This window comes from Colwellia sp. MB3u-55, assembly GCF_014076785.1.
In the GTDB taxonomy this organism is placed as follows: domain Bacteria; phylum Pseudomonadota; class Gammaproteobacteria; order Enterobacterales; family Alteromonadaceae; genus Colwellia_A.
Genome location: NZ_JACGUS010000111.1, coordinates 1 through 25,004, shown reverse-complemented (window position 1 = coordinate 25,004; position 25,004 = coordinate 1). Strand labels below are relative to the sequence as shown.

General features: G+C 39.1%; 14 protein-coding genes and 2 pseudogenes. 12 read left to right on the top strand and 4 right to left on the bottom strand.

The genetic code is table 11. The features are described from left to right. Positions 1–6: 6 nt before the first annotated feature. The 8 genes from H4J66_RS08890 (at position 7) to H4J66_RS08855 (ending at position 13,208) form a co-directional block, all read left to right on the top strand. Positions 7–714: a Crp/Fnr family transcriptional regulator gene (locus tag H4J66_RS08890; RefSeq protein ID WP_182173365.1), complete on the top strand. Its 708-nt coding sequence runs from the start codon at positions 7–9 to the stop codon at positions 712–714. A 331-nt stretch (positions 715–1,045) separates the two neighbouring features. Next, complete coding sequence (locus H4J66_RS08885) at positions 1,046–1,543, top strand: pyridoxamine 5'-phosphate oxidase family protein (protein WP_182173362.1); 498 nt, start codon at positions 1,046–1,048, stop codon at positions 1,541–1,543. 98 nt (positions 1,544–1,641) lie between these two features. Beyond that, positions 1,642–3,327, top strand: a complete 1,686-nt coding sequence (locus tag H4J66_RS08880; protein ID WP_182173359.1) for a thiamine pyrophosphate-dependent enzyme — start codon at positions 1,642–1,644, stop codon at positions 3,325–3,327. Positions 3,328–3,460: 133 nt separating this feature from the next. Beyond that, entirely contained in the window at positions 3,461–7,285 is a 3,825-nt protein-coding gene (gene putA, locus H4J66_RS08875) for a bifunctional proline dehydrogenase/L-glutamate gamma-semialdehyde dehydrogenase PutA (RefSeq protein ID WP_182173357.1), read from the top strand. A 226-nt stretch (positions 7,286–7,511) separates the two neighbouring features. Beyond that, on the top strand, positions 7,512–7,982 hold the full coding sequence (locus H4J66_RS08870; RefSeq protein WP_182173354.1) for a Dps family protein: 471 nt from the start codon (positions 7,512–7,514) through the stop codon (positions 7,980–7,982). Between the two features lie 90 nt (positions 7,983–8,072). Next, entirely contained in the window at positions 8,073–9,191 is a 1,119-nt protein-coding gene (locus tag H4J66_RS08865; protein WP_182173351.1) for an efflux RND transporter periplasmic adaptor subunit, read from the top strand. Between the two features lie 2 nt (positions 9,192–9,193). Continuing rightward, positions 9,194–12,235, top strand: a complete 3,042-nt coding sequence (locus H4J66_RS08860; protein WP_182173348.1) for an efflux RND transporter permease subunit — start codon at positions 9,194–9,196, stop codon at positions 12,233–12,235. 244 nt (positions 12,236–12,479) lie between these two features. Then, positions 12,480–13,208: a PRC-barrel domain-containing protein gene (locus tag H4J66_RS08855; RefSeq protein WP_182173345.1), complete on the top strand. Its 729-nt coding sequence runs from the start codon at positions 12,480–12,482 to the stop codon at positions 13,206–13,208. Positions 13,209–13,541: 333 nt separating this feature from the next. Here the strand turns inward: H4J66_RS08855 and H4J66_RS08850 are convergent, their stop codons facing one another. Further along, the gene (locus tag H4J66_RS08850) at positions 13,542–13,745 is read right to left on the bottom strand and encodes a hypothetical protein (RefSeq protein WP_182173342.1); all 204 of its coding nucleotides are present in this window, start codon (positions 13,743–13,745) and stop codon (positions 13,542–13,544) included. A 445-nt stretch (positions 13,746–14,190) separates the two neighbouring features. Here H4J66_RS08850 and H4J66_RS08845 point away from each other — a divergent pair, with 445 nt between their 5' ends. After that, entirely contained in the window at positions 14,191–14,646 is a 456-nt protein-coding gene (locus H4J66_RS08845) for a hypothetical protein (protein WP_182173339.1), read from the top strand. Between the two features lie 138 nt (positions 14,647–14,784). Continuing rightward, complete coding sequence (gene nhaC / locus H4J66_RS08840; protein ID WP_182173336.1) at positions 14,785–16,320, top strand: Na+/H+ antiporter NhaC; 1,536 nt, start codon at positions 14,785–14,787, stop codon at positions 16,318–16,320. A gap of 1,269 nt (positions 16,321–17,589) precedes the next feature. Here the strand turns inward: nhaC and H4J66_RS20780 are convergent. Then, positions 17,590–18,546 (bottom strand): annotated as a pseudogene (locus tag H4J66_RS20780) (IS1595 family transposase). Positions 18,547–19,011: 465 nt separating this feature from the next. Between H4J66_RS20780 and H4J66_RS20620 the strand changes: the two are divergent. Next, positions 19,012–21,846 (top strand): cellulose-binding domain-containing protein, encoded by a 2,835-nt coding sequence (locus H4J66_RS20620; RefSeq protein ID WP_182173333.1) that lies wholly within the window; start codon positions 19,012–19,014, stop codon positions 21,844–21,846. A gap of 200 nt (positions 21,847–22,046) precedes the next feature. Here H4J66_RS20620 and H4J66_RS08825 read toward each other — a convergent pair whose 3' ends face one another. Continuing rightward, positions 22,047–23,459: a 2OG-Fe(II) oxygenase gene (locus H4J66_RS08825; protein ID WP_182173330.1), complete on the bottom strand. Its 1,413-nt coding sequence runs from the start codon at positions 23,457–23,459 to the stop codon at positions 22,047–22,049. Positions 23,460–23,861: 402 nt separating this feature from the next. Here H4J66_RS08825 and H4J66_RS08820 point away from each other — a divergent pair, with 402 nt between their 5' ends. Then, on the top strand, positions 23,862–24,335 hold the full coding sequence (locus H4J66_RS08820; RefSeq protein ID WP_182173327.1) for a hypothetical protein: 474 nt from the start codon (positions 23,862–23,864) through the stop codon (positions 24,333–24,335). Between the two features lie 458 nt (positions 24,336–24,793). On the opposite strand, the pseudogene H4J66_RS08815 reads toward H4J66_RS08820, so the two are convergent. Beyond that, positions 24,794–25,004: pseudogene (locus H4J66_RS08815) on the bottom strand (hypothetical protein); the annotation flags it as partial.

The window sequence follows — 25,004 nt, the reverse complement described above, 5'->3', positions numbered from 1 at the left end:
AAACATATGCGATCAAAAGAAAAGCAAGAAGTCACCAATGAGTTGTTAGATGGGCTACCAAATAAACTCAGAAAAACTATTCTAGCGCAATGCGAGCAGGTTCATTTAACCTCCGGTGATATATTGCATGAGCGTGGGCAAGGCATTGAGTACATATTTTATCCTTTAACAGGGTATATTTCACTGGTCACTACAGGTACGAGACACCCACCGCTTGAATTGTGTATTATTGGTAATGAAGGTATGTTGGGTATTTCCAATATTTCAGGGGTACAATCGGCTCCTGATAGAGCTGTTGTTCAGGGGTCTGGAACGGCGCTGCGCTTATCTGTTAAGCAATTTCAGTATCAACTGAAAAACTTTCCATTACTGTTAAAAAGATTGAATGATTACCTTTATATTTTGTTTGTGCAAGGTTCTCAATCATTAGTCTGCATGCGATTTCATCCCATAGCATCTCGTCTTGCTCGTTGGTTACTCATGACTGATGATAGGGCACATTCTACTCATTTAAATCTAACACATCAATTTCTTGCTGATATGCTTGGCGTTCGAAGAAGCGGTATAACAGTAGCCGCTTGCTTATTAAAAGATAAAAAGTTAATTAGCTATACACGAGGTACCATTCAGATACTTAATCGTAAGGGCTTAGAGCGGGAAGCTTGTGAGTGTTATCAGCTGATGAAAGGTAATTATACCCATAGGTTAAACTAGACCACTTTAGCTATTCGTTTGTTTTAAATAATCGTTAATAAAGACTTTTTTTATAACCTCAAACAGTATTTTACACTATTTTTAGTCTGTTAATCAGCGCTAAGACCACTTTAAAAACCCTCTGTTTCAACTTACCAGCATTAGTTTTAAGCCGTTTAGGTAAAAGCCATTTTTTAGACAGTACGCTAACGTACAGAGCCTTCCCCCTTGTCATCGTATAATATTTTTAGATTTAGCTTAATAAATCAAATCTAACTGTTTTTATGTTAACTGTCTTAGCCGTCTCTAAAAACAGATCACCGTTGAATACATTTAATCGGAGAAAATTAGCATGCAAAGTGAAAAGCATTTACAGAGAGAGATCTCACATATTCAAAAGCTCATTAATATAGGTGATGTAGCAATGCTCGTTTCTAGGTCTGCTGATGGAGTAATGAAAAGTCGACCGATGGAAACCGTTGAAGTTAGTGCTGAAGGAGAACTCTTCTTTTTTACAACGCTATCTTCAGAGTTGATTGGTGAATTGACTGAAAACAGCTTCGTCAATCTTAGTTTTATCAAAGAAGATAACCATTTTATTTCGGTATCTGGGATCACTCAGGTAATTAAAAGTAAAGCTATGTTGATTAAATTATGGGAGTCACGTTATGAAACATGGATTCAAGATGGATTGGATAACCCAGACATTGCTTTATTGAAAGTGAGTTTAGTGCGAGCAGAGCATTGGAAACATAACACGATGTTAAGCAGCATCAGACAACTATTTACTCCGGGAGTTTCAGCAGTAAATAATGTTCATGAATCAATTGAGCCTGATGAAAGTCGTTAATAGTGAGTAAATATAATAGTTAAATTCATAACGCTATGAGCGTTGTGCTTTATTAAAGTAAATATCGATGAACTTATTTGAAATTGAAAGGGGAATACATGTCTACAATCAAAAAACGTAAAGTTGTCGACCACATTGTAGAGACACTTTACAAATATGGTGTCCGCCATGTCTTTGGTATTCCAGGTGATGCGATTAATGATTTGATGGATGCTATACGCCGCAATGGAAAGATAGAATTCATCCAGGTCCGTCATGAAGAAAGTGGGGCGTTTGCCGCATCAGCCCAAGCAAAATTAACCGGAAAGCTTGCCGTTTGTGTCGGTACTGCTGGAGGTGGAGCCATACATTTACTCAATGGGTTGTACGACGCTAAGCTCGACCATGCTCCTGTCCTAGCGATAACGGGGCAGTTACCGCGTTCTGAAATAGGTAATAACTCACATCAAGAAATCAATTCATCCGCTCTTTTTTCTGATGTCGCTGTGTTTAATCAAACCTTGTTTGCTGCTGATCGTGTCCCTGAGATCATCCAGCAAGCGTGTAATAGTGCGATTACTGAAAGTGGAGTTGCTCATATTGCCCTACCTGTAGATGTAGCCACGGAGCAAATAGAAGCAGGTATTACTTGTCATCCAATCGCGGGCACTGAAACGGGTAGTACAAAACCTTTAGCATCAGCATTAAACAATACACTTAGCCTAATTGAGCAAGCTAATAAAATTGTAGTTCTTGCGGGTGTAGGGGCTATTCCAGCGCGTCAACAGCTACTTACTTTGTTGAAAAAATGCAATGCACCACTTATTAGAACATTAAAAGCAAAAGTATTACTGCCAGATGAGCATGAATATTCCTTAGGAGGACTTGGCTTACTTGGTACGGGACCATCAATTGAGGCAATAAATAATTGTGATTTACTTATTATGCTCGGTACTGATTTTCCCTACAAAGAATATTACCCTGGAAAAGCCAAAGTCATTCAAGTGGACAAGGATATTCGACACATAGGTCGACGTTGCCCTGTCGATGTATCGATAGTTGGAGAGGTAAGTGGCGTGCTAGAGCAATTAATTATTGATTTACCCCAAAAAGATGACAAAAATTTTCTTGATGAATGTCGTCACCAGAAAATAAAATGGTCAAGAGAACAAGGCGAAAAAGAAAGCTCGCAAGTAGCGCCAATAAAACCTCAGTTTCTAGCACGAACAATCGGCGAACTTGCCAATAAAGATGCTATTTTTCTTTGTGATACTGGCACGGTGACTGCTTGGGCTGCACGTCATTTACCCGTAACTGAACACCAACTATTTACCCTTTCAGGTAACTTGGCCACGATGGCCTTTAGCATGGCTGGCGCGATAGGCGCACAATTAAAATTTCCTGATCGCCAGATAATAGTACTTATCGGGGATGGTGGTTTTAGTATGTTAATGCAAGAATTTATTACCGTGGTCAATCGGAAATTACCGATAAAGGTTATTATTTTTAACAATGCCAAATTGGGACTAATTCAACTGGAACAAGAAAGCAGCGGTTACCCCAATTATAAAACGGCATTAAAAAATCCAGATTTTGCTGAATTTGCTCGATTATGTGGTGGTGAGGGTTGGAGTGTAGAACGCCCTGAAATGCTAGTCGACGCATTGAAAGAGGCATTTACTCGTACTGAGGCCTGTGTGCTTGATGTCCATGTCGATCCAAATGAATTGGTTATGCCGCCCAAACTTGAACTGTCACAAGCCGTAAATTATTCGATTGCTAAAGCTAAAGAGTTTTTAAATTAAAAGGACAGACTTTGTTACGTATCTTGTCGGCGATGATTGACAAAGAGCTAACAAAGCATTCGTAGCATAAATTAAATTGTAATCACTTAAGTGATTATAAAAGACTATTTAATAATTTTTTAAGGATAACTATATGCTTTTCAATGGTTCGTTTAATACAGACTGTCCTTTTCGTCAGAAAATTCGTGAGTTTTACCGTATCGATGAAAAAATCGCGGTAGATCATATCTTACCATTGGCAGAAGTAAATGTTGGAGCCAGAAGTCGAGCGTGGGAAAGAGCGCGTAAAATGGCTGTTCAAATTCGTAAAGTCGAGTCAGGTAATGGTGCAATAGACGCCTTATTAAAAGAATACACACTCTCAAGTGAAGAAGGTGTGGTTTTAATGTGTTTGGCCGAAGCCTTGTTACGAGTACCAGACAAACATACTCAAGATGCTTTAATTCGTGACAAAATTTCTCAAGGGCAATGGAACAGTCATTTAGGCAGCAGTGAATCATTGTTCGTTAATGCCTCTTCATGGGGCTTGTTAATTACCGGCACTATGGTGAATTATGCCGATAAACGCAAAAAGGAAAGCTTTGGGTTATTGAAAAAGATTGTCGGTCGTTTAGGTGAACCAGTTATTCGTAAATCAATGAACTACGCCATGAAAATTATGGGTAAGCAGTTTGTGATGGGCGAAACAATCATTGCCGCAACTGAGCGTGCTGCCGATAAAGAGCAGCAAGGCTATGTCTATTCATTTGACATGCTCGGTGAAGGTGCCCGTACGATGAATGATGCTGATAAGTATTTTAAAGCTTATCAAGAGGCAATAGACGCGATTGGGAATGTAGCGCGTGCTACGGATAAAAATGATCCTCGTAAAGTTCCGGGTATTTCAGTGAAGCTTTCTGCTATTCATCCTCGTTATGAATTTAACCACAAAGAACGCGTTATGGCTGAAGTTGTGCCAAAACTTAAGGCGCTTTGTTTACAAGCTAAAAGCTACAATATTGGTTTAACCGTTGATGCCGAAGAGTCTGAACGCTTAGATATATCACTTGATATTATTGAAGCGGTTTTTAGTGATAGTGATTTAGCAAATTGGACTGGCTTTGGTATGGCATTACAAGCTTATCAAAAGCGGGCTATCTTTGTCGTTGATTGGTTACGTGAATTAACGGTGCGAGTTGACCGAAAAATGATGGTCCGCTTAGTAAAAGGCGCTTATTGGGATACTGAAATTAAAAATGCTCAAAAAGATGGCCATCAGCATTTCACTGTATTTACGCGAAAATCTTCTACTGATGTTTCTTTCCGCGCTTGTGCAAAGAAATTATTAGCCTACAGAGATACCATTTATCCACAGTTTGCTACGCATAATGCATACACTGTTGCCGCCATTCTTGAACTCGTTGATGGCAATAAAGAGGGGTTTGAATTTCAATGTTTACATGGCATGGGGAACTCTTTGTATGATCAAATAGTTTCTAGTGAAAATATTCAATGTCGCATCTACGCCCCAGTTGGTCATCATGAAGAGCTATTAGCTTATTTAGTGCGGCGTTTGCTAGAAAATGGAGCTAACTCTTCATTTGTTAATGCCATTGTTGATGAGACTCAACCGGTTGAATCTTTACTGAGAGATCCCGTTGAAAAAACGCAGCGTTTAAAAGATAAATATAACAACAAAATCACCAAACCCATAGCCTTATACCATGATGAAAAAGGTCTTGGTCGTGATAATTCTAAAGGCGTCGATTTAGCTGATATTAATACAATCACACCCTTAAAGTCGTTTTTAGATAGCTGGTTTACTGATCATCTACTCTCTGAAAGTAACGTTCCAGAAGGCGCTGTAGCCGTTAAAAATCCTGCCAACCAAACTGAAATAATAGGCTTTTATCTTCATCACAACGAAGATGAAATGCTGGCAATGATAACGTTGGCTAAAACAGCATTTTCATCATGGTCACAAACACCAGTATCTGAACGCGCAGCGTTATTGTGCCGCGTTGCCGATATTCTTGAACATCATATGGACGAGCTTATCGCCTTATGTATTAAAGAAGCGGGTAAAACAGCTCAAGATGGCATCGATGAAGTACGTGAAGCGGTTGATTTTTGTCGTTATTACGCTGAAAAAGCTATTATTCTTGCAGAAGACGAACGTTTCGAAGCTCGTGGTGTAGTGCTCTGTATCAGCCCATGGAATTTCCCATTAGCGATATTTTTAGGGCAGATCGCTGCAGCCATTGTTACGGGTAATACTGTATTGGCAAAACCCGCTGAACAAACCAGTTTGATTGCACTGCGCACCATTGAACTGATGAAATCTGTTGGACTACCTGAAGGCGTTGTGCAAGAGGTTATTGCCCGTGGTAGTAAAGTGGGTAGTGTGATTATTACAGATGATCGTATTAAAACCGTTATTTTTACTGGCTCTAGTGACACAGCGACAATAATTTCGCAAACCTTGGCTGTTAGAGGTGGCGATCAGGTGCCTTTTATCGCTGAAACGGGTGGACAAAATTGTATGATAGTTGACTCAACTGCCTTGCCTGAGCAAGTTGTTGACGATGTTATTTCTTCAGGATTTCAATCGGCAGGTCAACGCTGTTCTGCGCTTAGGGTATTATTTTTACAAGAAGATATTGCTGATAATGTGATTTTAATGCTTAAAGGCGCCTTAGCAGAATTACATGTCGGTAATCCAGCGTACTTAAGCACTGACGTAGGGCCCGTTATAGATAAAAAAGCACTCGGCGTTTTAAATGCACACAGCGATTATATGAAAACACATGGTCAGTTATTATATCAATGTGAAATATCTGCCGAGGTAGAGAATAATGAGCATTTCTTTTTTGCCCCGCGTCTTTATGAAATTGAAGATATTAGTGTGTTAGAAAAAGAAGTCTTTGGTCCTTGTGTGCACATTGTACGTTTTAAAGGTAAAGAGATAGAAGGGGTTATCGATAAAATTAATGGTACAGGTTTTGGTTTAACCATGGGTATTCATACGCGTATAGAACACCGTGCCTTTGATTTAGCTAAGCGGTCACGTGCCGGTAATGTTTATATCAACCGTAATATCATTGGCGCCATTGTTGGTGTCCAACCTTTTGGTGGTCGAGGTCTTTCGGGGACGGGGCCAAAAGCAGGGGGTCCCAATTATTTAACGCGCTTAGTGAAAGAAAAATCTACCCCTGATGCGGCGAAACTTAATATATCGCCATCACAAGAGACAGTGTTAGAGGGAGATGAAAAAGCTGAAAAAGAGGCGGTTTTACTTATGGATAAGGCCGATGTTGCGCAAAAATGCTGGCGTTTAACAGAGTTAAATACGCGTATTTCTTGCGTGCGTCAATTGTTAGCCAAAATTGCTGATGTTGATATTGTTGATGATTTATTTGATGACCTAAATCTTACGTTAACAGCGGCTCGTGAACAATTAATACGTATTGAAAAGCACCTGAAAAAACCACTAACTCTGCCTGGGCCAACAGGTGAGTCTAATATGTTGTATTTAGAAAACCGCGGTAATATTATTTGTTTTGCGGATAAAAATGTCAGCTTTCAGTTTTTGTTGATGTCTATTATAACGGCGTTGGCAACGGGTAATACGGTTATTACGGTTGTCTCTGATTTATTTTATCAGGAAGCTTTAGCCTTTAGAGATAAGTTTGTTGCAACAGGCGAAGATGAAAATGTTTTTCAAGTTGCCAAGTTATGTCATTTATCAGCGCTGTTAGCGCATCCTGCTTTGTCAGGTGTTGTTGTTGATAGTCATTGCGACCGAAAACATTATATCAGTGAGAAGTTAGCGGAACGTCAAGGCGCAATATTACCGGTGATCAGTTCTGAATATTTGGATAATTTAATTCAGCGTTTATTAACAGAAAAATCAGTTAGCATTGATACTACCGCTGCTGGTGGTAACACATCGCTTATGACTTTAGAGGAAGAATATTAGTTAATAACCCATTGTTAGCCGTTAGATATTGTTATAAATCTACAATAACTATCGGCAGGCAACCTAAAGCCAATAGAGTTATTCACCGTATACTCATCAGCCAAACGTTTTTTGGTTCGATATCGCACAGAGCCTAAATCGATAAAGTCGTACACTATGTTTTTGGTGGAGCGGTAAAAATCGCCTCCCTATACTGATTTTTTTAATGAAAAAAGGAAAAGTAATTATGAGCATCATTGATATTGGTATTGATGAAAAAGATAGAAGTAAAATCGCTGAAGGATTAAAAAAATTACTAGCAGACTCTTATACGCTTTATTTACAAACACATAACTTTCACTGGAATGTTACGGGGTTGAGGTTTAGAGAGTTACACTTAATGTTTGAGGATCAATATACAGAATTGGCAATTGCTGTAGACGACATTGCTGAACGTATTAGAACGCTTGATGTTGCCGCGCCAGGCACTTATAAAGAATTTTACAGATTAAGCTCAATCCACGAGGTGGATGGTGTTCCTAATGCCACGGAAATGATTGCAGTATTAACTGTTGGGCATGAAACAATTATAAAGACCGCACGTGACGTTTTAAAAGTGGCTCATCAATTAGACGATGAATCAACGGTATCGCTTGTTTCTGACCGAATGCGAATTCATGAAAAAACATCGTGGGTGCTAAGAGCTTCAAATAAGTAGGTTGAGTATTCACTCTTCAATTTTCTGAAATTAAACTCGTTATATATTTCAACGTTATTCACCTATTTTACTCAAAAGGATATCACCAGAATGGGCACTTTTTCACGCTTTGCAATGGCTATAGTTTTACTGCTTGTTTTGCTTGGTGGCGTATTTGGCTACAAGTTCTATCAACTAGAGCAAATAAAGGCGAAGTTCTCTCAGCCACGATCACCTGCGGTTGTTGAAGCCACAGAGGTTGTTATTGCTAACTGGCAAACGAGCATTCAATCAATTGGCAGTATTAGGGCTATAAATGGTGTCCGGATCGCCAATGAGATGCCTGGCGTTGTGACTGAGGTTTTATTCGAATCGGGTCAGCGTGTTGAAAAAGGTGACATCCTTATTCGACTGAATAGCGAAATAGAACAAGCCGTACTTAAAAAAAGTAGGGCTGAGGAACAGCTTGCATCGAAAGAATTTCAACATCACGTCGAGCTGATTTTCACACGAGCTGTTTCACAGTTAGCCTATGATAAAGCTAAGGCTGCGGAAGATTCTGCCAGAGCGAGGGTGCAAGAGGCAGAGGCACAACTTGGCAAAAAAGTCATTACAGCACCATTCAATGGTGTTCTCGGACTCCGTTTAGCCGACATTGGCCAATATCTATTCGTAGGTACGCCTATCGTTGAAATCAATATGCTTAACCCAATTCTTGTCGAATATACACTTTCTGAAATAGAGCTGTTCAGTGTTGATATCGGAGATCCTGTTGAAGTCACTGTTGCGGCAAAAGGTTCTGAGGTATTTAAGGGGTCTGTTACCGCTATCAACAGTTCGGTCACACCTGAAACACGGACCGTTAAATTACGTGCTCAGCTTCTTAATTTACAACAAGGACTCAAACCTGGAATGTTTGCTACTGTCAGAACCTTCGCAGAAGGTCCTCGAGAGGTGGTAGCGATCCCAAACACGTCAATATCATTCAACACCTACGGTAACTTTGCCTATGTATTAACAGAAAATTCAGCGGGTCAACTAGTTACTGAGCGCCGAACATTAGAAACAGGTTTTAAACGAGTAAGTATGACAGAAGTTAGGCAAGGACTTGAAGCTGGAGAGCGTATTATTGCCTCAGGCCTCTTGCGCCTCAGGGCTGGCCAGCAAGTAAAAATCAAGCAGAACGACTCCTCACGCGACCCTGCTTCTGTTAGCACAGGAGTAAAATAGCCATGCGTTTTACAGACATATTCATAAAACGGCCCGTTTTATCCACGGTAGTAAGCTTGCTGATATTACTGGTTGGTGTACGGTCCATCATGGAAATGGAGATCCGCGAATATCCTTTGCTAGAAAGCACTAAAGTCACGGTTACGACTGCATATCCAGGTGCTAGCAGCGAACTAATTCAGGGGTTTATCACCCAACCTTTGCAGCAGGCCATCGCCGAAGCTAAAGGCATCGACTTCTTAAGCTCTTCGAGCACGCAGGGGTTTTCAACTATCGAAGCACAGATGGAACTTAATTATGATGCTAATGACGCGTTAGCCGAGATCCAATCTAAAGTCGCTAGTCAGCGGAACGCATTACCTGTAAACGCTCAAGACCCTGTTATTAATTCGACAACAGGTGAAGGTCGCGCGCTTATGTACATTGCTTTCTTCAGTGAGACTATGCGGGTACCAGAAATCACCGATTATCTTGCTCGTGAAGTACAGCCAAAACTACAGGCACTATCGGGTGTGGGTAAAGCTGAACTTTTAGGACGGCGTTTTGCTCTGAGAGTTTGGTTAGACCCCCAAAGACTTGCTGCGGTTAATCTTACCTCGACCGAGATTGTTCAGACCCTGCGCGAAAACAATTATCTCTCTGGTGTTGGACAAACAAAAGGAGAGTTAATAAAGATTAGTCTTACCAGTAACACTGACGTTTCTAACACTGAACAGTTCAAGAATCTTGTTATCAAATCAACTGAAGACACGATTATTCGTCTCAAGGATGTTGCGAGGGTGGAACTTGGATCGCAAACCTACGAGAACATTGCATTATACAAAGGAAAACCATCGACCTACGTGGCTATTAGCCTCTCTCCTGGCTCAAATCCGCTGTCTGTGGCAGAACGGGTAAAAGAACTTCTTCCTGATATTAAGTCTCAGCTACCGTCTGGTTTGCAGGTTGAGCTGCCTTACGATGCATCAGAATTTATCGACGATTCAATTAATGAGGTCATTAAAACGTTGATCGAGGCAATAGGTATTGTGCTTGTTATTGTGTTTTTGTGTCTTGGCTCCCTTCGCGCTGCCATCATTCCATCACTAGCGGTTCCACTCTCACTGATTGGTAGTGCCTTTATAATGCTTGTACTGGGTTTCTCACTCAATTTACTGACATTACTTTCACTTGTTTTGGCCATTGGCTTAGTCGTCGACGATGCGATTATTATTGTCGAAAATATCCATCGTCACATCGTTAATGGTAAGTCAAAGAAGGAGGCTGCGATCATTGGCGCGCGAGAAATGGCAAGTCCAATCATTGCGATGACAATCACGCTGGTTGCTGTTTATGCACCTATTGGCTTTATGGGAGGGTTAGTTGGCTCGCTATTTACTGAGTTTGCTTTCACCCTTGCAGGCGCGGTCGTTATTTCAGGGATCATCGCCTTGACCTTATCGCCTATGCTAGCTAGCAAGGTACTGAAACCTCATGGAGAGTCGTCGCGTTTTGAAAGTGCTGTAGAAGGCTTGTTTGAAAAGCTCGCCAACGTTTATCAGCGCTCATTGACTATCGTTGTTAAGGCAGTGTCACCTGTGATCATGTTTGCATTGGTTGTTCTCGTGTCGATATTTTTTATGGTCATGTTAAGTGAAAAAGAGCTGGCACCCACTGAAGACCGTGGCATTATTCTATTTCAGGGCAAAGGGCCACAGACTGCTACCCTTGAATACTTGCAAAAGTATGGCGCTGAAATGCAGACAGCGTTTGAGCAGGTGCCAGGTTACGACGAGACATTTATGCTGGTGGGTATGACAAGCTCAGATGCTGTATTTGGTGGTTTCAAAATGAAACCTTGGAGCGAACGTGATATATCGCAGTTCGACATAATGCCTCAACTACAGGCATCTGTGGCAAATATTACTGGTTTAAAAACAGCATTATTCCCGATCCCCTCCTTGCCTGGTTCCAGTGGTGGTTTACCTTTTCAGTTTGTAGTGACTTCAGGGAGTGATTTTAATCAGCTTAACCAGGTGGCAGATGAATTGGTTGGAGCCGCCATGCAAAGTGGCAATTTTACCTTCGTGCAAAAATCAATCGATATCGACAAGCCAGTTACTCGGGTAAAGGTTGACAGAGATCGCGCTGCAGATTTAGGTTTGTCGATGGAGGAAATTGGCCAGGAGCTCAGTAGTATGCTTGGCGGTGGCTATATTAATCGTTTTAATATGGAAGGGCGCTCCTACGAAGTTATTCCTCAGATTGAGCGTTACGCTAGAGATAGTGAGCTGGCAATAAACGATTATTACATCCGGGCTGACTCTGGCGAGTTGGTTCCACTTGGCTCGGTCGTTAATTTCGAACATGATGTAGAACCCTCGTCAAGGACACAATTTAATCAGCTAAATTCGATCACAATTGAAGGTATTCCTGTGCCATCAGTACCCATGGGAGATGCTGTTGGTTTTATGAAAGCCAAGGCTGCTGATATCTTGCCACGGGGCTTTAGCTACGATTTTAAGGGCGAGTCTAGGCAATTCGAAAATTCTGGTAGCGCACTAATCGTTACCTTCTTTATATCGTTACTCGTTATCTACCTTGTGCTGGCGGCACAATTTGAGAGTTGGCGCGATCCCCTTATTATACTGGTGTCTGTACCTATGTCTATTGCCGGCGCTATGGCTTTTATTATGCTTGGTTTTGCTTCAATGAATATTTATACGCAAGTGGGCCTGATCACTCTAATTGGTGTAGTCGCAAAAAATGGTATTCTCATCGTGGAATTCGCGAATACTCTTCAACAGCGAGGGCGTGATAAACGCGAGGCGGTAATTGAAGCGGCTGCGATTCGCTTGAGACCCATTATTATGACGTCGCTGGCACTTATTGTGGCTATGATCCCACTATTAATTGCCGTTGGTCCAGGCGCACAGTCGCGCTTTGCGATTGGTATTACTATTGTTGCAGGGCTTGGTATTGGCACTATATTAACATTGTACGTGTTGCCAGCGTTCTACATTGTGCTAGCAAAGAAAATTCAGACGTCAAATCAGGAAGAATAAGGACCTCAAACGACAAAGCTACCACTATGCAAGAGTGAACTTTCTTTATAAGAAAGTTCACGTTGATTGAATTTGCCATTATTTATATCTATATCGAGCAGAACAAGCGTATAAATCTCCATATTTGGGAATGAAAATATCAGCCTTAAGTGCGTTGACGTACATACGAAAAATAACTGACCGAGTATGATAAAAGTCATGACTTTCGACAATTAAAGTTTAATTAATATAGAAGGGTAGGACAATGTTACGAAGTCTCAATGAACTTATGCGTTTTCAATTACAAGGTATTGACACAAAAATAGGTCTTTGCAAATATTTCCTCTTTGACGATAAATTATGGGTAATACGTTACATAGTTCCTGATACTAAAAAATGGCTCTGTGGAGAACGAAAAATATTAATCAGCACAATCTCACTGCAAGAACCTCAGTGGGAACAGTACAAATTCCCTGTTGATTTAACTCAACAAAAAATTAAAAATAGTCCTCCACTTGAAGAACACCAACAAATATCTCATGAATATGAAACTACATTATTTCAATTCTATGGTTATGCTTACTATTGGATGAACGAAGGATTATGGAGAACTTCTCCTAGTCCCAAACCCTTAGTTGATACAAGGTTATCTAAGGATAATACTCAAATAAAATCAGAAGATTGGCATTTACACTCAACCAATGACGTTAAGAAATTTGAGATCTATGCGAAAGATCAAAAAATTGGCCATATTGAAGACTTTATTTTAAATGACGATAATTGGACTATTTCGTATATCGTCATAGATACGCGTAATTGGGCACCTGGTGGTCGCAAGGTTTTGATTAGTCATAAATGTATTGAGGCAGTCAATTGGACTGACTGTTCTATAACCGTTAATGTAAATGCTGAGAAAATAATGGAAAATCCACCATTCGATCTGGAACGGTTTATTGACCCTGAATATGAAAACGAGCTCCGTAAGTATTATTAAAAGTTATTAAACTTTGTTAAGGGTTACCGTTAGCCAAGGTAAATAAGCGTTGGCTAACAAAAATGGATAATATATTACGATACCTTCCCCATTCTTAAACTCTAACGTAGTAATAGGTTAAGTTGCGCGACTATTTAAGACGATAAAGCTTTTTCGTATCGCTTAACATTCTTGCCTATAGCCGCATTGTTATCAATAGAATGAAGTAATCAATAATATAGAGACTAGCCTTTCTTGTTGCTTCCCAGCCCTGTAAGTTAAAAGTAATTCCATTGAATGCTTGGTGTTTCTATTTGGCACTCGTTAACTTGTGATGTTAATTTTTTAATACATTTATTTTCTTATTGGACTCTCTTTAATCAGTTCTATTATAGTGGGGTTGTTATTTAACAACGCCAAATCAATAAGATAGCTTTTCTCAAGTGCTTGTATTGGCTGCTTTGCTAATAATTCTTTTACTGATTGTACTTCACCATTTGCTATGCAAGTTTTTAAAGCCGCAAAAGTCGCGATACTGTGTTCGTTTTCATTACTCATATTAAATCCCAATAGTTACGTTCAGTTAAATTAGTTAAGTTTTAGGTTATGGCTTTTATTTTGCACGGAATGTGATAATAAATATGTACGCCATCACACAAAACTTAACGGTTTTTTTATTTACAAAGCTTATTACCCCTATATTGTAATATTTTCAGTAGTTTAGGTTATATCTAAATATGTATGTTGGCGGTATAAGTAACATCTCCCCCTTTAGGCTTTTTATAATGCTAAAAATTGATTTTTGTTCTACTACATCAATTAAGTATGTGCGCTAGCGCACATCTAGCAGGCTGATATTTTGTTACTTTAAGTTGTAAAAATAAATCCTACATGACTAAATTATTCATAAGCAGAAAATTCAAGTGGCGTTGTTTAATTTATAAGTTGATCGTTAGGTTCTTCGAAAATAGGCTCACAAAAATTTAGAATAGGAAGGAAAGTTATGCGTTATCACCAGTTAAGTGAAGTATTTGAACACCTAATAACATTGAATACCGCAACGCTAGCGTTTTATGAGAGAAGTCTTAAAGTGACAGAGCAAGAGCGAGCTAGAATGTTTTTACATTATTTAACAGACAAGCAAAAAGTCAGAAATCAATATTTAATCACCTCATTGACAGAGGCGCCTATTAAAACATTTGAAATGTGGTTCGATGACGATATTGACGAGCAGTTATTAGTTTATATAGAAACACTAGCGTTAGCTCCTAATGCAAACAGTGGAAAAATAACCACTGTAATGCTAGAGGTAAATGAGAAGATAGAAATGTGGTTAAGATCTATTTTACCCTTGATAATTAACAATTATAGTAAAGAGTATCTTATGGATTTGATCAATAATTTACATCAAAAAAATCAGCAAATAATGCATGGCCTTCAAAGGATGAATGATGTGTGACCCTACCTTTGTTATCCTTTATATCGACGATGTAGTGATGCTTTCAAAGCCGTAACAAGTTAAATTTGCCTATTGCTTTACCCATCACGATGACGGTTCTTCACCTAATCTATGAATAACAAAACATGAGGTACTTAAATGAAACGGACAAAAAATGCCAATCCGGGTTTATTACTTGCCTTGACGCCTGTCGTGTTAACTCTGCTTCTTCTTGGGACACAAATATTTTACTTTGGCGTTTTCGAACCACACATTCCCCTTGCCATTGGTTTAGCCATTACCAGTATTGTTGGCATTAAGTTAGGGCTGAAATGGAAAGATATTGAAAGAGGAATTTTTCACGTTATTCACGTCGCTTTACCTTCAGTGTCTGTTTTAATAACGGTTGGGATGATTATTGGGGTCTGGATTGCTAGCGGTACGGTACCCAGCATTATTTATTATGGCTTAAAGGTCCTTTCGCCTGAAATATTTCTGGCTGCGGGTATGGTCATTTGTGCTGTTGTTTCACTTTCTCTTGGCACTAGTTGGGCGAGTGTCGGTACGGTTGGTTTGGCCTTAATGGGCATTGGCGAAGGTTTTAACATTCCTGCATATTGGACAGCTGGCGCTGTAGTTTCTGGTGCTTTTTTTGGTGATAAAATTTCACCACTTTCCGACACAACTAATTTGGCCCCTGCAGTGACTGGAACCGATGTTTTTTCTCATATAAAAAATATGATGGCAACGACCATCCCAGCTATGCTCATCGCTCTTATCATCTATTTGTTGGTTGGATTTTTCGTCATCAACACTCAAAGCATTTCATTTGAAAGAATTGACGCTATTACTAACACCTTAGACGAAAACTTTTATATTTCAGGATGGGTATTATTACCTGCTTTGGTTGTCATGGGTTTAGCGATAAAAAAATATCCCCCTATGCCATCATTATTCGCTGGCGTTGTTGCGGGTGGTGCAACGGCAATGGTTGTACAGGGGCAGAGTTTGCAATCAATTTTTGATTTTGCCAATAATGGCTACTCGATAAGTACAGGGATTGAAGAAATTGACAGCTTGTTAAATAGGGGGGGCATACAATCGATGATGTGGACCATTTCCTTGATATTAATTGCACTAGGCTTTGGCGGTGCACTCGAAAAAACAGGTTGTTTGAAGTCAATTATTAATGCTATTAAAAGTAAGGTGAGTAGTTTTGCCGGTATTCAAACTGCAGCGATTGGTACTGCCTTTGCGACTAACCTAGTTGCCGGTGACCCTTATTTATCGATTGCTTTACCGGGACGAATGTACTCGCCTGTTTATCGTGGTATGGGCTATTCAACCTTAAATCTATCACGTGGAATCGAAGAAGGTGGAACATTAATGTCTCCCCTTATTCCATGGAATGCGGGTGGTGCATTTGTAATTTCAGCGCTAGGTCTTGGTATTGCTGACGGCAACATAGAAAACCTTTTGTATATTCCCCTTGCTTTTGCTTGCTGGATGGCACCACTTATTGGGATCTTCTATGCTTTTACTGGGCTATTCTCGCCCAAAGCAACGGAAGAAGAAAGAGAACATTGGGAATCTTCTGGTGAAGCGATAGCTGAATTTAATGCTAACGGTACACCAAAAATTGAAGATATTGAGAAAGATGATGGAGATAACGACTCAGACACGAAAAAGTCATAGTGGCGTTATTTAAGTCCTTAGTCTGTGGGAACAGTAAATTTCTATTATTTTAATTGGTGGTGTTGATATGATTTATTACGCCATTAAATTTAGTTTGATATAAAGTAACTTTCTATCGAGAGTTATTCTTTACCTTCTTATAAAAATAGCTCAAGATAGTTTTGTTAAATACATTAAAAATACATAAATCATTGATTTTATTGGTATAAAACACTAATAATCAGATGTCAAATATATTGAGATTGGTGACTAAATATATGAATTGTAAAGGAATAAATAGCATTCTGTTTGTTTGCATGGGCATTAAAGGTCATTAAAATGCCTCTTCGATTTTAAAGGGCTGTAGAGCAGTTCCTGAATAATATCCTACCTTTTCCCTAAAAAACATATGACGTTATCGCATTATGCCTAAGTTAACATATTTAGAGTATCTACAATTGATAAAGTCATATAATGGTTTTTACTTAACAATATTTAAGCCTTAGATTCTTTAGAACGTACCCAAGTACTGAAAACTCTATTATTAATATTTACTTTGAGCATAACGAAGTCTGAGAAATCAAATACAAACTTTTGATGTTACCATGGATAAATTCTTAATATTCGGTTTAAGTCACCCTGTTCTTTGTTCGCTTTGCCCCTAAAAGGGGGGGCAGGCACTGGATACTATGACTTCTTTTTTGGCAGCGACTGCCTTTAGCAATCATTCCAAGAATATTAAGATTCATCAGAGGTCACCTAATGTCAAAATGTGCACATTGTTGATGGTAGTGCTAACGTTACTAACGTCACCTCCAAAACTTAAAGCAGTCGGCAATATTAATCATACACTGATGACTTCTGATCTGACATTGCAGACATTAGCATCAATGAATACCTTATGACTTCAGCTAGCCAAAAGCGGAAGTTAGTTTTTGAGTTGAAAACGGCAGGTCAGGGGTCGTAAAGTTATCGTTTTTATATAAAAATTCGCATCCATTCACAATTGAGATTGTGCCTAAAATTTTTGCACTGAATTAGATCTCAAATCTCCAAAGCTGAGATTGAATCACGTAAGTTTTAAATAAATTTAGATTAAACACTCTGTGGCGCAATCGCCCCCATTGTGAGATAAAAGCTAAGCATCACTTTATCTACATTAACAACGTTTAAAGCTCAATTTCTGCTTCTTGAATATATGGAGGAAGTACAGAATAAATTTTGAAATTTAATAACTTTAGAGTTCATAAATCAAGACTTCACCCTATATTTATTTGGCTCTGTTCCATATTAATGTTGGTGCTGATATGAAGCTGCCAATATTTGCTTTTATCTAGATTAGCTCTCGTTTCTTTAAACCAAGCGAGATAATGAGGTAAATACTTCGTGGCAATACTCCGCATTCTTCTTTCAGTCCAATCTTTAAAGTGGGCTATAGCACCATTAACTGTTTGGATATGATAAACCTTATCAATAACTCTATTTTTTGTACTAATAAGTCGCTTGTGTTCGCATTTTACCACTTTCGCTATCCTCATAGGCATGAGCATCATCACGACATAAGACTGACTCTTGAGCTATATATGGCTGTAAATGTGCCTGTATTTCTGCTTTAGTATTTGCCTCTAATACCTGACTTAACATATGTTCACTGCGATCTATTGAAAGTAGAACAGTCACTTTACTCTTGTTATGTTTTTTACTCATTTGACCGCCATGTTTATTCGCTTTTCGGTTGTATTTTAGTTGCTTGCTACCTTTTTCAGAGTACGCCATAAAAAATTCATCAGCTTCAATAATACCGGATAGTTTTTCATGATTATGCGCCGATTGAGCCATTAAGAAACGATGACGCCAATGAAATGATGTCTTTAAGTTAATGTTACAAATAGCAGTAGCTTCTCGTAGCGTAAGTCTTTACGACATACATTCTGCATATTTATCCCACAACTCACACTTATGTAATTGGGTTAAAGGTGTTTTTGTTTTATTATTGAATGTTTTATGGCATGAAGAGCACCTATAACGCTGTACTGATACTGCTTTTCCCCACTTAGTAAAGTGAAGACAATTACAATGCGGGCATTGAGGCGAAGAATCGAAAATAGGTTGTATCAGCTCATTAATAGTGATTTCGGGTTGAAATGCTTGAATAACTTGCTGAACAGTCAGCCTTTGAGCTGGTGTCATGGCTAAAAGTGTTTTAGTGATATGGTTAAGTTGGCATCGAAATGATTTTGTCTTCATTGTCTTTACCTTAAATAAGTTAAACTCTTTTTTAAGGTAAAGACAACAATTAGATGGAACAGAGCCATTTATTTACTCTCAAAATTTTGATGGGGAACATATAACAATTAGGTTGGATAGTCTGCTCCAATGATGAGATTTCACTAGAAAAGTATTTAGAATTGGTTTTATCCTACTTTCAATAACTCCCTCCATCAAAACCCATCAATGTTTTAGTGATTTTTTACTTACTTGTTATTTATTAGCTGTTTATATTTATTTTATCCTTAAGTATATTTTTAAATTTATAGCAACATCAAATAAAATAGCTAGTTGACAGCGCTGTCAATAGCGTGATAGTTTGAAATACGCATGAAAAATAAACATAACGGGCAAGAAAAACACAGGGACTATTTAAAAGATCTTCAAGTATGATCCATGCGGTATTAAACAAAAAATAATAATAAATTAAATATGGGAATTTTAATGAAACTCAAACAAGCAGGCTTCAGGCCAAATAAAACTTTTATCGCGTTATCACTTGCTGCAACCACAGTGATCTCAACAAATACATTTGCAGCACAAAGCTGTGAGGGCATCAATGTTTACCCCGATTTTCCTCAAGTAGACTGGGAGGGAAACCCTGAACACGCTATTCTCGGTGATGTTATGCAATTTAATGGCAATGCTTACAGTGCTATGTGGTGGACAAAATCAACACCGGGAAGTGACGATAGTTGGTCTCTAAAACATGAATGTTCTGGTGATGTAACTCCTACGCCTACACCAACTCCTACACCTACACCAACGCCAACTCCTACACCAACGCCGACTCCTACGCCGACAGGTACGTATGTAGCTGGCACAGCTTATGCTGCAGATGATATTGTGAGCAATGGTGGTCAATCATACCGTTGTGATGTTGCTGGCTGGTGTTCTTCCGAATCTGGTTGGGCTTACGCACCGGGTACTGGTTCTGCGTGGGAAAGCGCATGGACTCTAGTGGGTGGCACTACGCCAACGCCAACACCAACACCGACGCCAACACCTACACCTACGCCAACGCCAGACGGTTTATGTGCTGACTTCAGTGTGTGGTCTCAGGGTGAAACAGCTAAAGCTGGCGATATTCTTGTTAATAATGACTACATAGCTTTTACCGCTAAATGGGAAACATCTTCTCGTCCAGGCAATGATGATACGTGGACTTGGAAAGTTAACTGTGATGGCACTGAACAAGGCACTGCGCCTTTATTATCGCTTCCTAATGCTAAAGATCCGGTAAGCTTGAAAGTTAATGGCTGGCCGAGTGATTTTGTTGTTGCAAGCCCTACTTCCACAGCACCTGATACGTATACAATTAACGCAATCAACAGCGATGAATTATCAGATATAACCAAGCTAACCAATGGTTTCGTTTCATTAATTGAAACAGCCAAGCTGCTTGGCTCTGAATCTGTCATTATTAACAGCAATGTACTTGATAACATTACTGCAGATAAGGGCGTATCTTTAGGTACAGTTGAAGTCAAACAAGCCTTAACGGCCGCTTTAGCCTCAACGAATACCAACAGTATCAGCGTTAGTGACATTAACGCACTAACTGATGATGCCAAGGGTTGGGCTCAAGCTCAAAACCTAATACTGTCGACACTTGCTACAAACGCTACTTTTGGTTGGTCATTAAGCATTGGTGATTTTGCTTATGCTACGCACTCTGGCAAAAGGTCTGTATGGAATTCTGCCTCTAAAGCAACGTCAGATCTTCTTGATAAGTTAGCACTTTACAAAGGCGCTTCAAAAGCTAACTTTATTGCCTTTACTAAATCAAGTGCCTCTGCAAGCTTATCAAGTGAGCAATGGCACAACGCATTAGAATACGTGAAACAAGTTACTGATTTTGTACAAGCTCCTGCAATGTTGTCATCAGTGCCAACAGCCCAAGCAACAACTTACTTCATGGGTAATACGCCTGGTGAGAGTAAAATACGTAAAGCTGCACACAATAATATCTTCGCGATTTTATTCGATACTGATAGCGCTGCTTTAACCACTAAAATGGCAAATTACCAAAGTAGTAAAGTGCCTCTTTATTATGTAGGTGCTGGCTCAGGTGTTAATCCATTAACAAGTATTGCTGCACTAAATAGTGATTTATCGGGTATTGAGTCAGTAATGGATAGTCAGGTATTTCTTTATGAAACACCGGCTTCATCTTGGGTACCATCAACTATCTATAAATGGGCTGACTTCCTAACAGGCTTAAATTCGATGCACAATGTTGGTGTAGCGGGCGATAAATTCTGGTTAGTAGATAGCACCGCTGATGATGCAACCAATGCTATGTATGCAAAAGTAGCTATTGCCGCATTCCTTTCACAAAGTATGCAAGAAACTATACGTTTCGATGCTTGTGATGAGAATAATTGGTCTGAAGTTAAATACGGCGCAAAAGTAGATTACCCTATGACAGCAAGTTGTGGCCAATTAGGTCAGAAATATGCAGATTATGGTACTCATCCTGTATCAGGTAAAGACCATGCCTATTCTTGTCCTCGCGATGATAAAATGGAACAAACGGCTAAGACTCACGCCAAATGGTACGGTGCGCCAGCACCAATCTTTGCAGCGCCAGACGCAGTACTTGCAGAGCAGGGTCTTTTAGTTAATGGTAAAGTTGGTCGTTGGACTAACGCAGGTCACTGTAATACGGTACCTACCGCTATTGATACCTCTAAGCAAGTGTTTGAACGTGAAGAATGTAAGCAGTATATTGGTCAAAAAGCCGGTAGCTTTATTTGGGATGGTAGCGATGAAAGTGTTCAAGGCTGTGGCTGGTGGGGACGTGGTGTAATTCAAACCACAGGTCGTCAGAACTTTGGTACACTAAACCATTTTGTAGGTCGTTCTCACGTTGACCCAGATACCATTGGAACTACGATAGATGGAACGACTGTTGAAGCTGCACCTGATAGCCCGCTATACGCTGATTTAGATTTATGTTCAAACCCTGGATTAATTTGTAGCTCTGAAGAACATAAAGAAATTAAGTGGATTGCTGGTTTATTCTTTTGGGTTAGTTCTGTTCAAGCTTACGATAATGTAGGTGGCCCATATGCCGATTGGAACTATCATGCAGAACTTAAAAAATATGTTGATGGTGGTATGGTAGGTACAGAGTTTGTTGATGCTGTTTCTGGTATCGTCAACCGTGGTTGTCCAGATGATCATTGCCCAGTTAGTGGTGAAGTTCACGCAATTGAAGAACGCCGTGCTAACTTCAAACTAGTACTTCAAAAGTTAGGACTCAATCCACAGTAATGTAAATAATAGAACATTACAGGGATAGTCTTTATCCCTGAAAAATGCCTGTCGGTTTAGCACTGACAGGCATCTTTTATTTTAATAAACACACTAAAAATTAAGTTCACCACAAGAAAAACAGGCAACTACATAATGTAATTGTCCATCCTTGTAGAAGGTTTATGTATATCGATAATGCTTAACTTTCGTAAAAGAGGTTAAGTCAGTTGGTAATGGACAAACACATTACAAAACTCATCGCCATCAAAAGCGATAGGTCGCCCATGAGTAAGCTTTGCACCTTCATAAAAGACCATATCGCCAGGGCTGAGTAAAAGGTGATGTTTACGGTAGTTATGGTCTTCAATGACTAACGGCCAAGGTTGCCTAACCAACTGTTCAATGTTAATAATCACACTCGCAACATGCGTTTTACCTCGGTCTCGGTGTTCTTTTAATACGGCGCCATTTCGATACCTGCGGATCCCAAAGACATAACTTGGTTTGAGATAATGGCCAATCCACGCCTCTACCAAAGGTTGCAGCACTTGATGAATTTCTTTCTTTAAGTCATCTGTAAGAGGGATAAGTTCGCTAGGTACCTGCTCTGCTTTACTGGTAATAAATCCTTCGACATGCTCATTTATCACCGTATTTTCATTCGCTTGATAAAAGTCATAAACCTTCTTAAATAAAGCCCCCGGTAACCTTGCTTTGAGGAAACCTTCGTCTGTGTAGGCGGGTATATATTCATTAGGCTCTTTTATAAAACGTTTACCTTTACCTTTAAGGCGAAACCATTTGGTAATGATAACTTTAAAGCCATCTTCAACAGGCATGCCCCAATGCATGCTTTCAATGTTTTCTCTACCTTCAGGAGTTAGACTGTTCCATAATAAAGCGGTTCCTCGTTTAGGTGAAAAAGTCTTATCTACACGGGTAAATTGGGTTGCGCCACCTTCAAGGGTATTATTGAGGAAAAGCATAAAAGTCCAAGTCCGTTGACCTCTTACTCTGGCATGGTCTTCAAACTCTTTGCTATTGGGTTCAAAATAATCGGTGTGAGGTTTAAACTCTTGGTTTACGTCATACCATTGTGCTTGAATACCCTCAGAATAGCTGGAGTCAAAACCAAGCGCATTACATATGCGTCGATCAATATCGTTCACAAGCGGATGGTTGAGTAAACTTAAATCGCAGGTTTTACTCGTGCGGTAATTTTTAAGATCTCCAGACTCATTTGTTGTTGTTGATTGGCGGAGATTATCGCGAATAAGGGATATGAGCTCAATACATTCATGAGAATTAAGAAAGTTATCAATTTTGAATAATTCTAATTTATTATCAGTAACAATTTTTTCAGCGTTTGGCAAAAATACGCGGTCTTCAGCCTCGATAATTTCCGTAGTTTGTTGTAATAATTTAGCCTGTACGCTATCTTTTTTTGTACTTTTTTTAGATGTTTTGTTCGATTTTTCTATATCTTGATCAGTTAGCTTTAATCGACTTTTTATAAGTATTGGACAGAAATCGTGTTCTAATAAAATGTCATACATACCTATAATATCGCAGCTGCGATTAATGTTGATTTCTATCCAATCCTGCCATCCTGTGTCAAAGGTACTCTTCATGGTTATTACTCCTGAACTTACTTTATTATAATTATTTTTGTCCTCTTATCTTGACCTTTTACAACCTAATATACCAGTGTTATAAAAAGGCAAAAAACCAACAGGTAATATCAATATAATCCATTAAATAACAACAACATAATAACAATAAACATCAGAGTTAACTTTCCGAATTCAAGTTTAAATAACGGTTCAGAGTAACCCTGCGCTATTTTGCTATCTCTAAACGAAAAAACAACTAAACCTTACCAAAAACAGTACCGTTAATAGTCGACTAATAGGTTATAATAATGGCACTTTAAATGCTTGGTAAATGGCATTAGTTTTTCCAAAAAACGGTATAATTAACCTTTTTTATTTAAGTAATTAGGTTTATTGCAACGTTGTTCAACGGGGGATTATATGAATATAAAAAAAATAATGACATCAAGCCTATTAGCTCTTATCGCAGCAAACCCAATAAGTACTATTGCGGCAAAAAATAACCAAGCTAATTTAAATCCACTGGCAATTCCATTGCAGGCTCATACTGCTAAAGATATGTGGGAAAGTTACTTTAACCAATGCATGTCATATAACTTTGTTGATAAACAAGCATTAAATAGCAGTCTAAAAACTTGGCAAAAGCGTAATGCTAATCGCTGGCAGATCTATTGGTTATTAATGGAAAAATCTGCCGATGAGAATGAAGGGTTTAAAGCACATTATAGCAAATTTAAAATCCAAAGCTTAGCCCATGCAAAACAACAAACTAAAATACAACATAGTAAGCTTGATCAAATAGGTAAAAAAAGTCTTTGTGATAAATTAGTGGTGATGCTTGATGATCCCCGTTCTGACTTACCTGAAGACAGCACCAAGAAAACCCAGCAGTAAGATTAAGAAGGTGTTGTGGCAGTAGGTAAATAATTATTGATTTTCTATCTCTATGCTTCAGGCGTTTTATTATTAATTAAAGCGACTGAAGAAGCTTCTTATCCGCATTGCTATTAACTTCTAATTGATTATTAAGTACAACACCCTCCAAAATAATTCGAGTAAATCCAGTAGTACATTGATTTCCCAATACCCAATAGTTAAATTATATTAAGTTTCGTTTAATACCATTGTCATTAAGTTTGTGATCTTGTTGTACGTAGAGAAAATAAATCAGGGCAAAGCGCTTGAATTTTGCTTTTATAGCTAACACATAAAAAAGGCCTAATCTTTCGAATAGGCCTTTTAAGGGATTATTATTGAAAAAGGTATACCTTCCCCACCCCTATCATTTAAATATTACTGATTCGACACCGGTATTTTCGCTGTTGAATCAGTTGTGGTAAGCGTTGTATTTCTTACTCTACTAATGACCATGCACTTGTCCAAGCACTACCTGTTCCAGGAGCGTAATGATAAGCAGAAACTGATGAACACCATCCAGCTATATCACATTGGTACATATTTCCAACATTACTAACAATTTCACCTGCAACATAAGAAGTACCAGCTACATATGCAGTTTCTATCGGCGTCGGCGTCGGCGTCGGAGTCGGCGTCGGAGTCGGC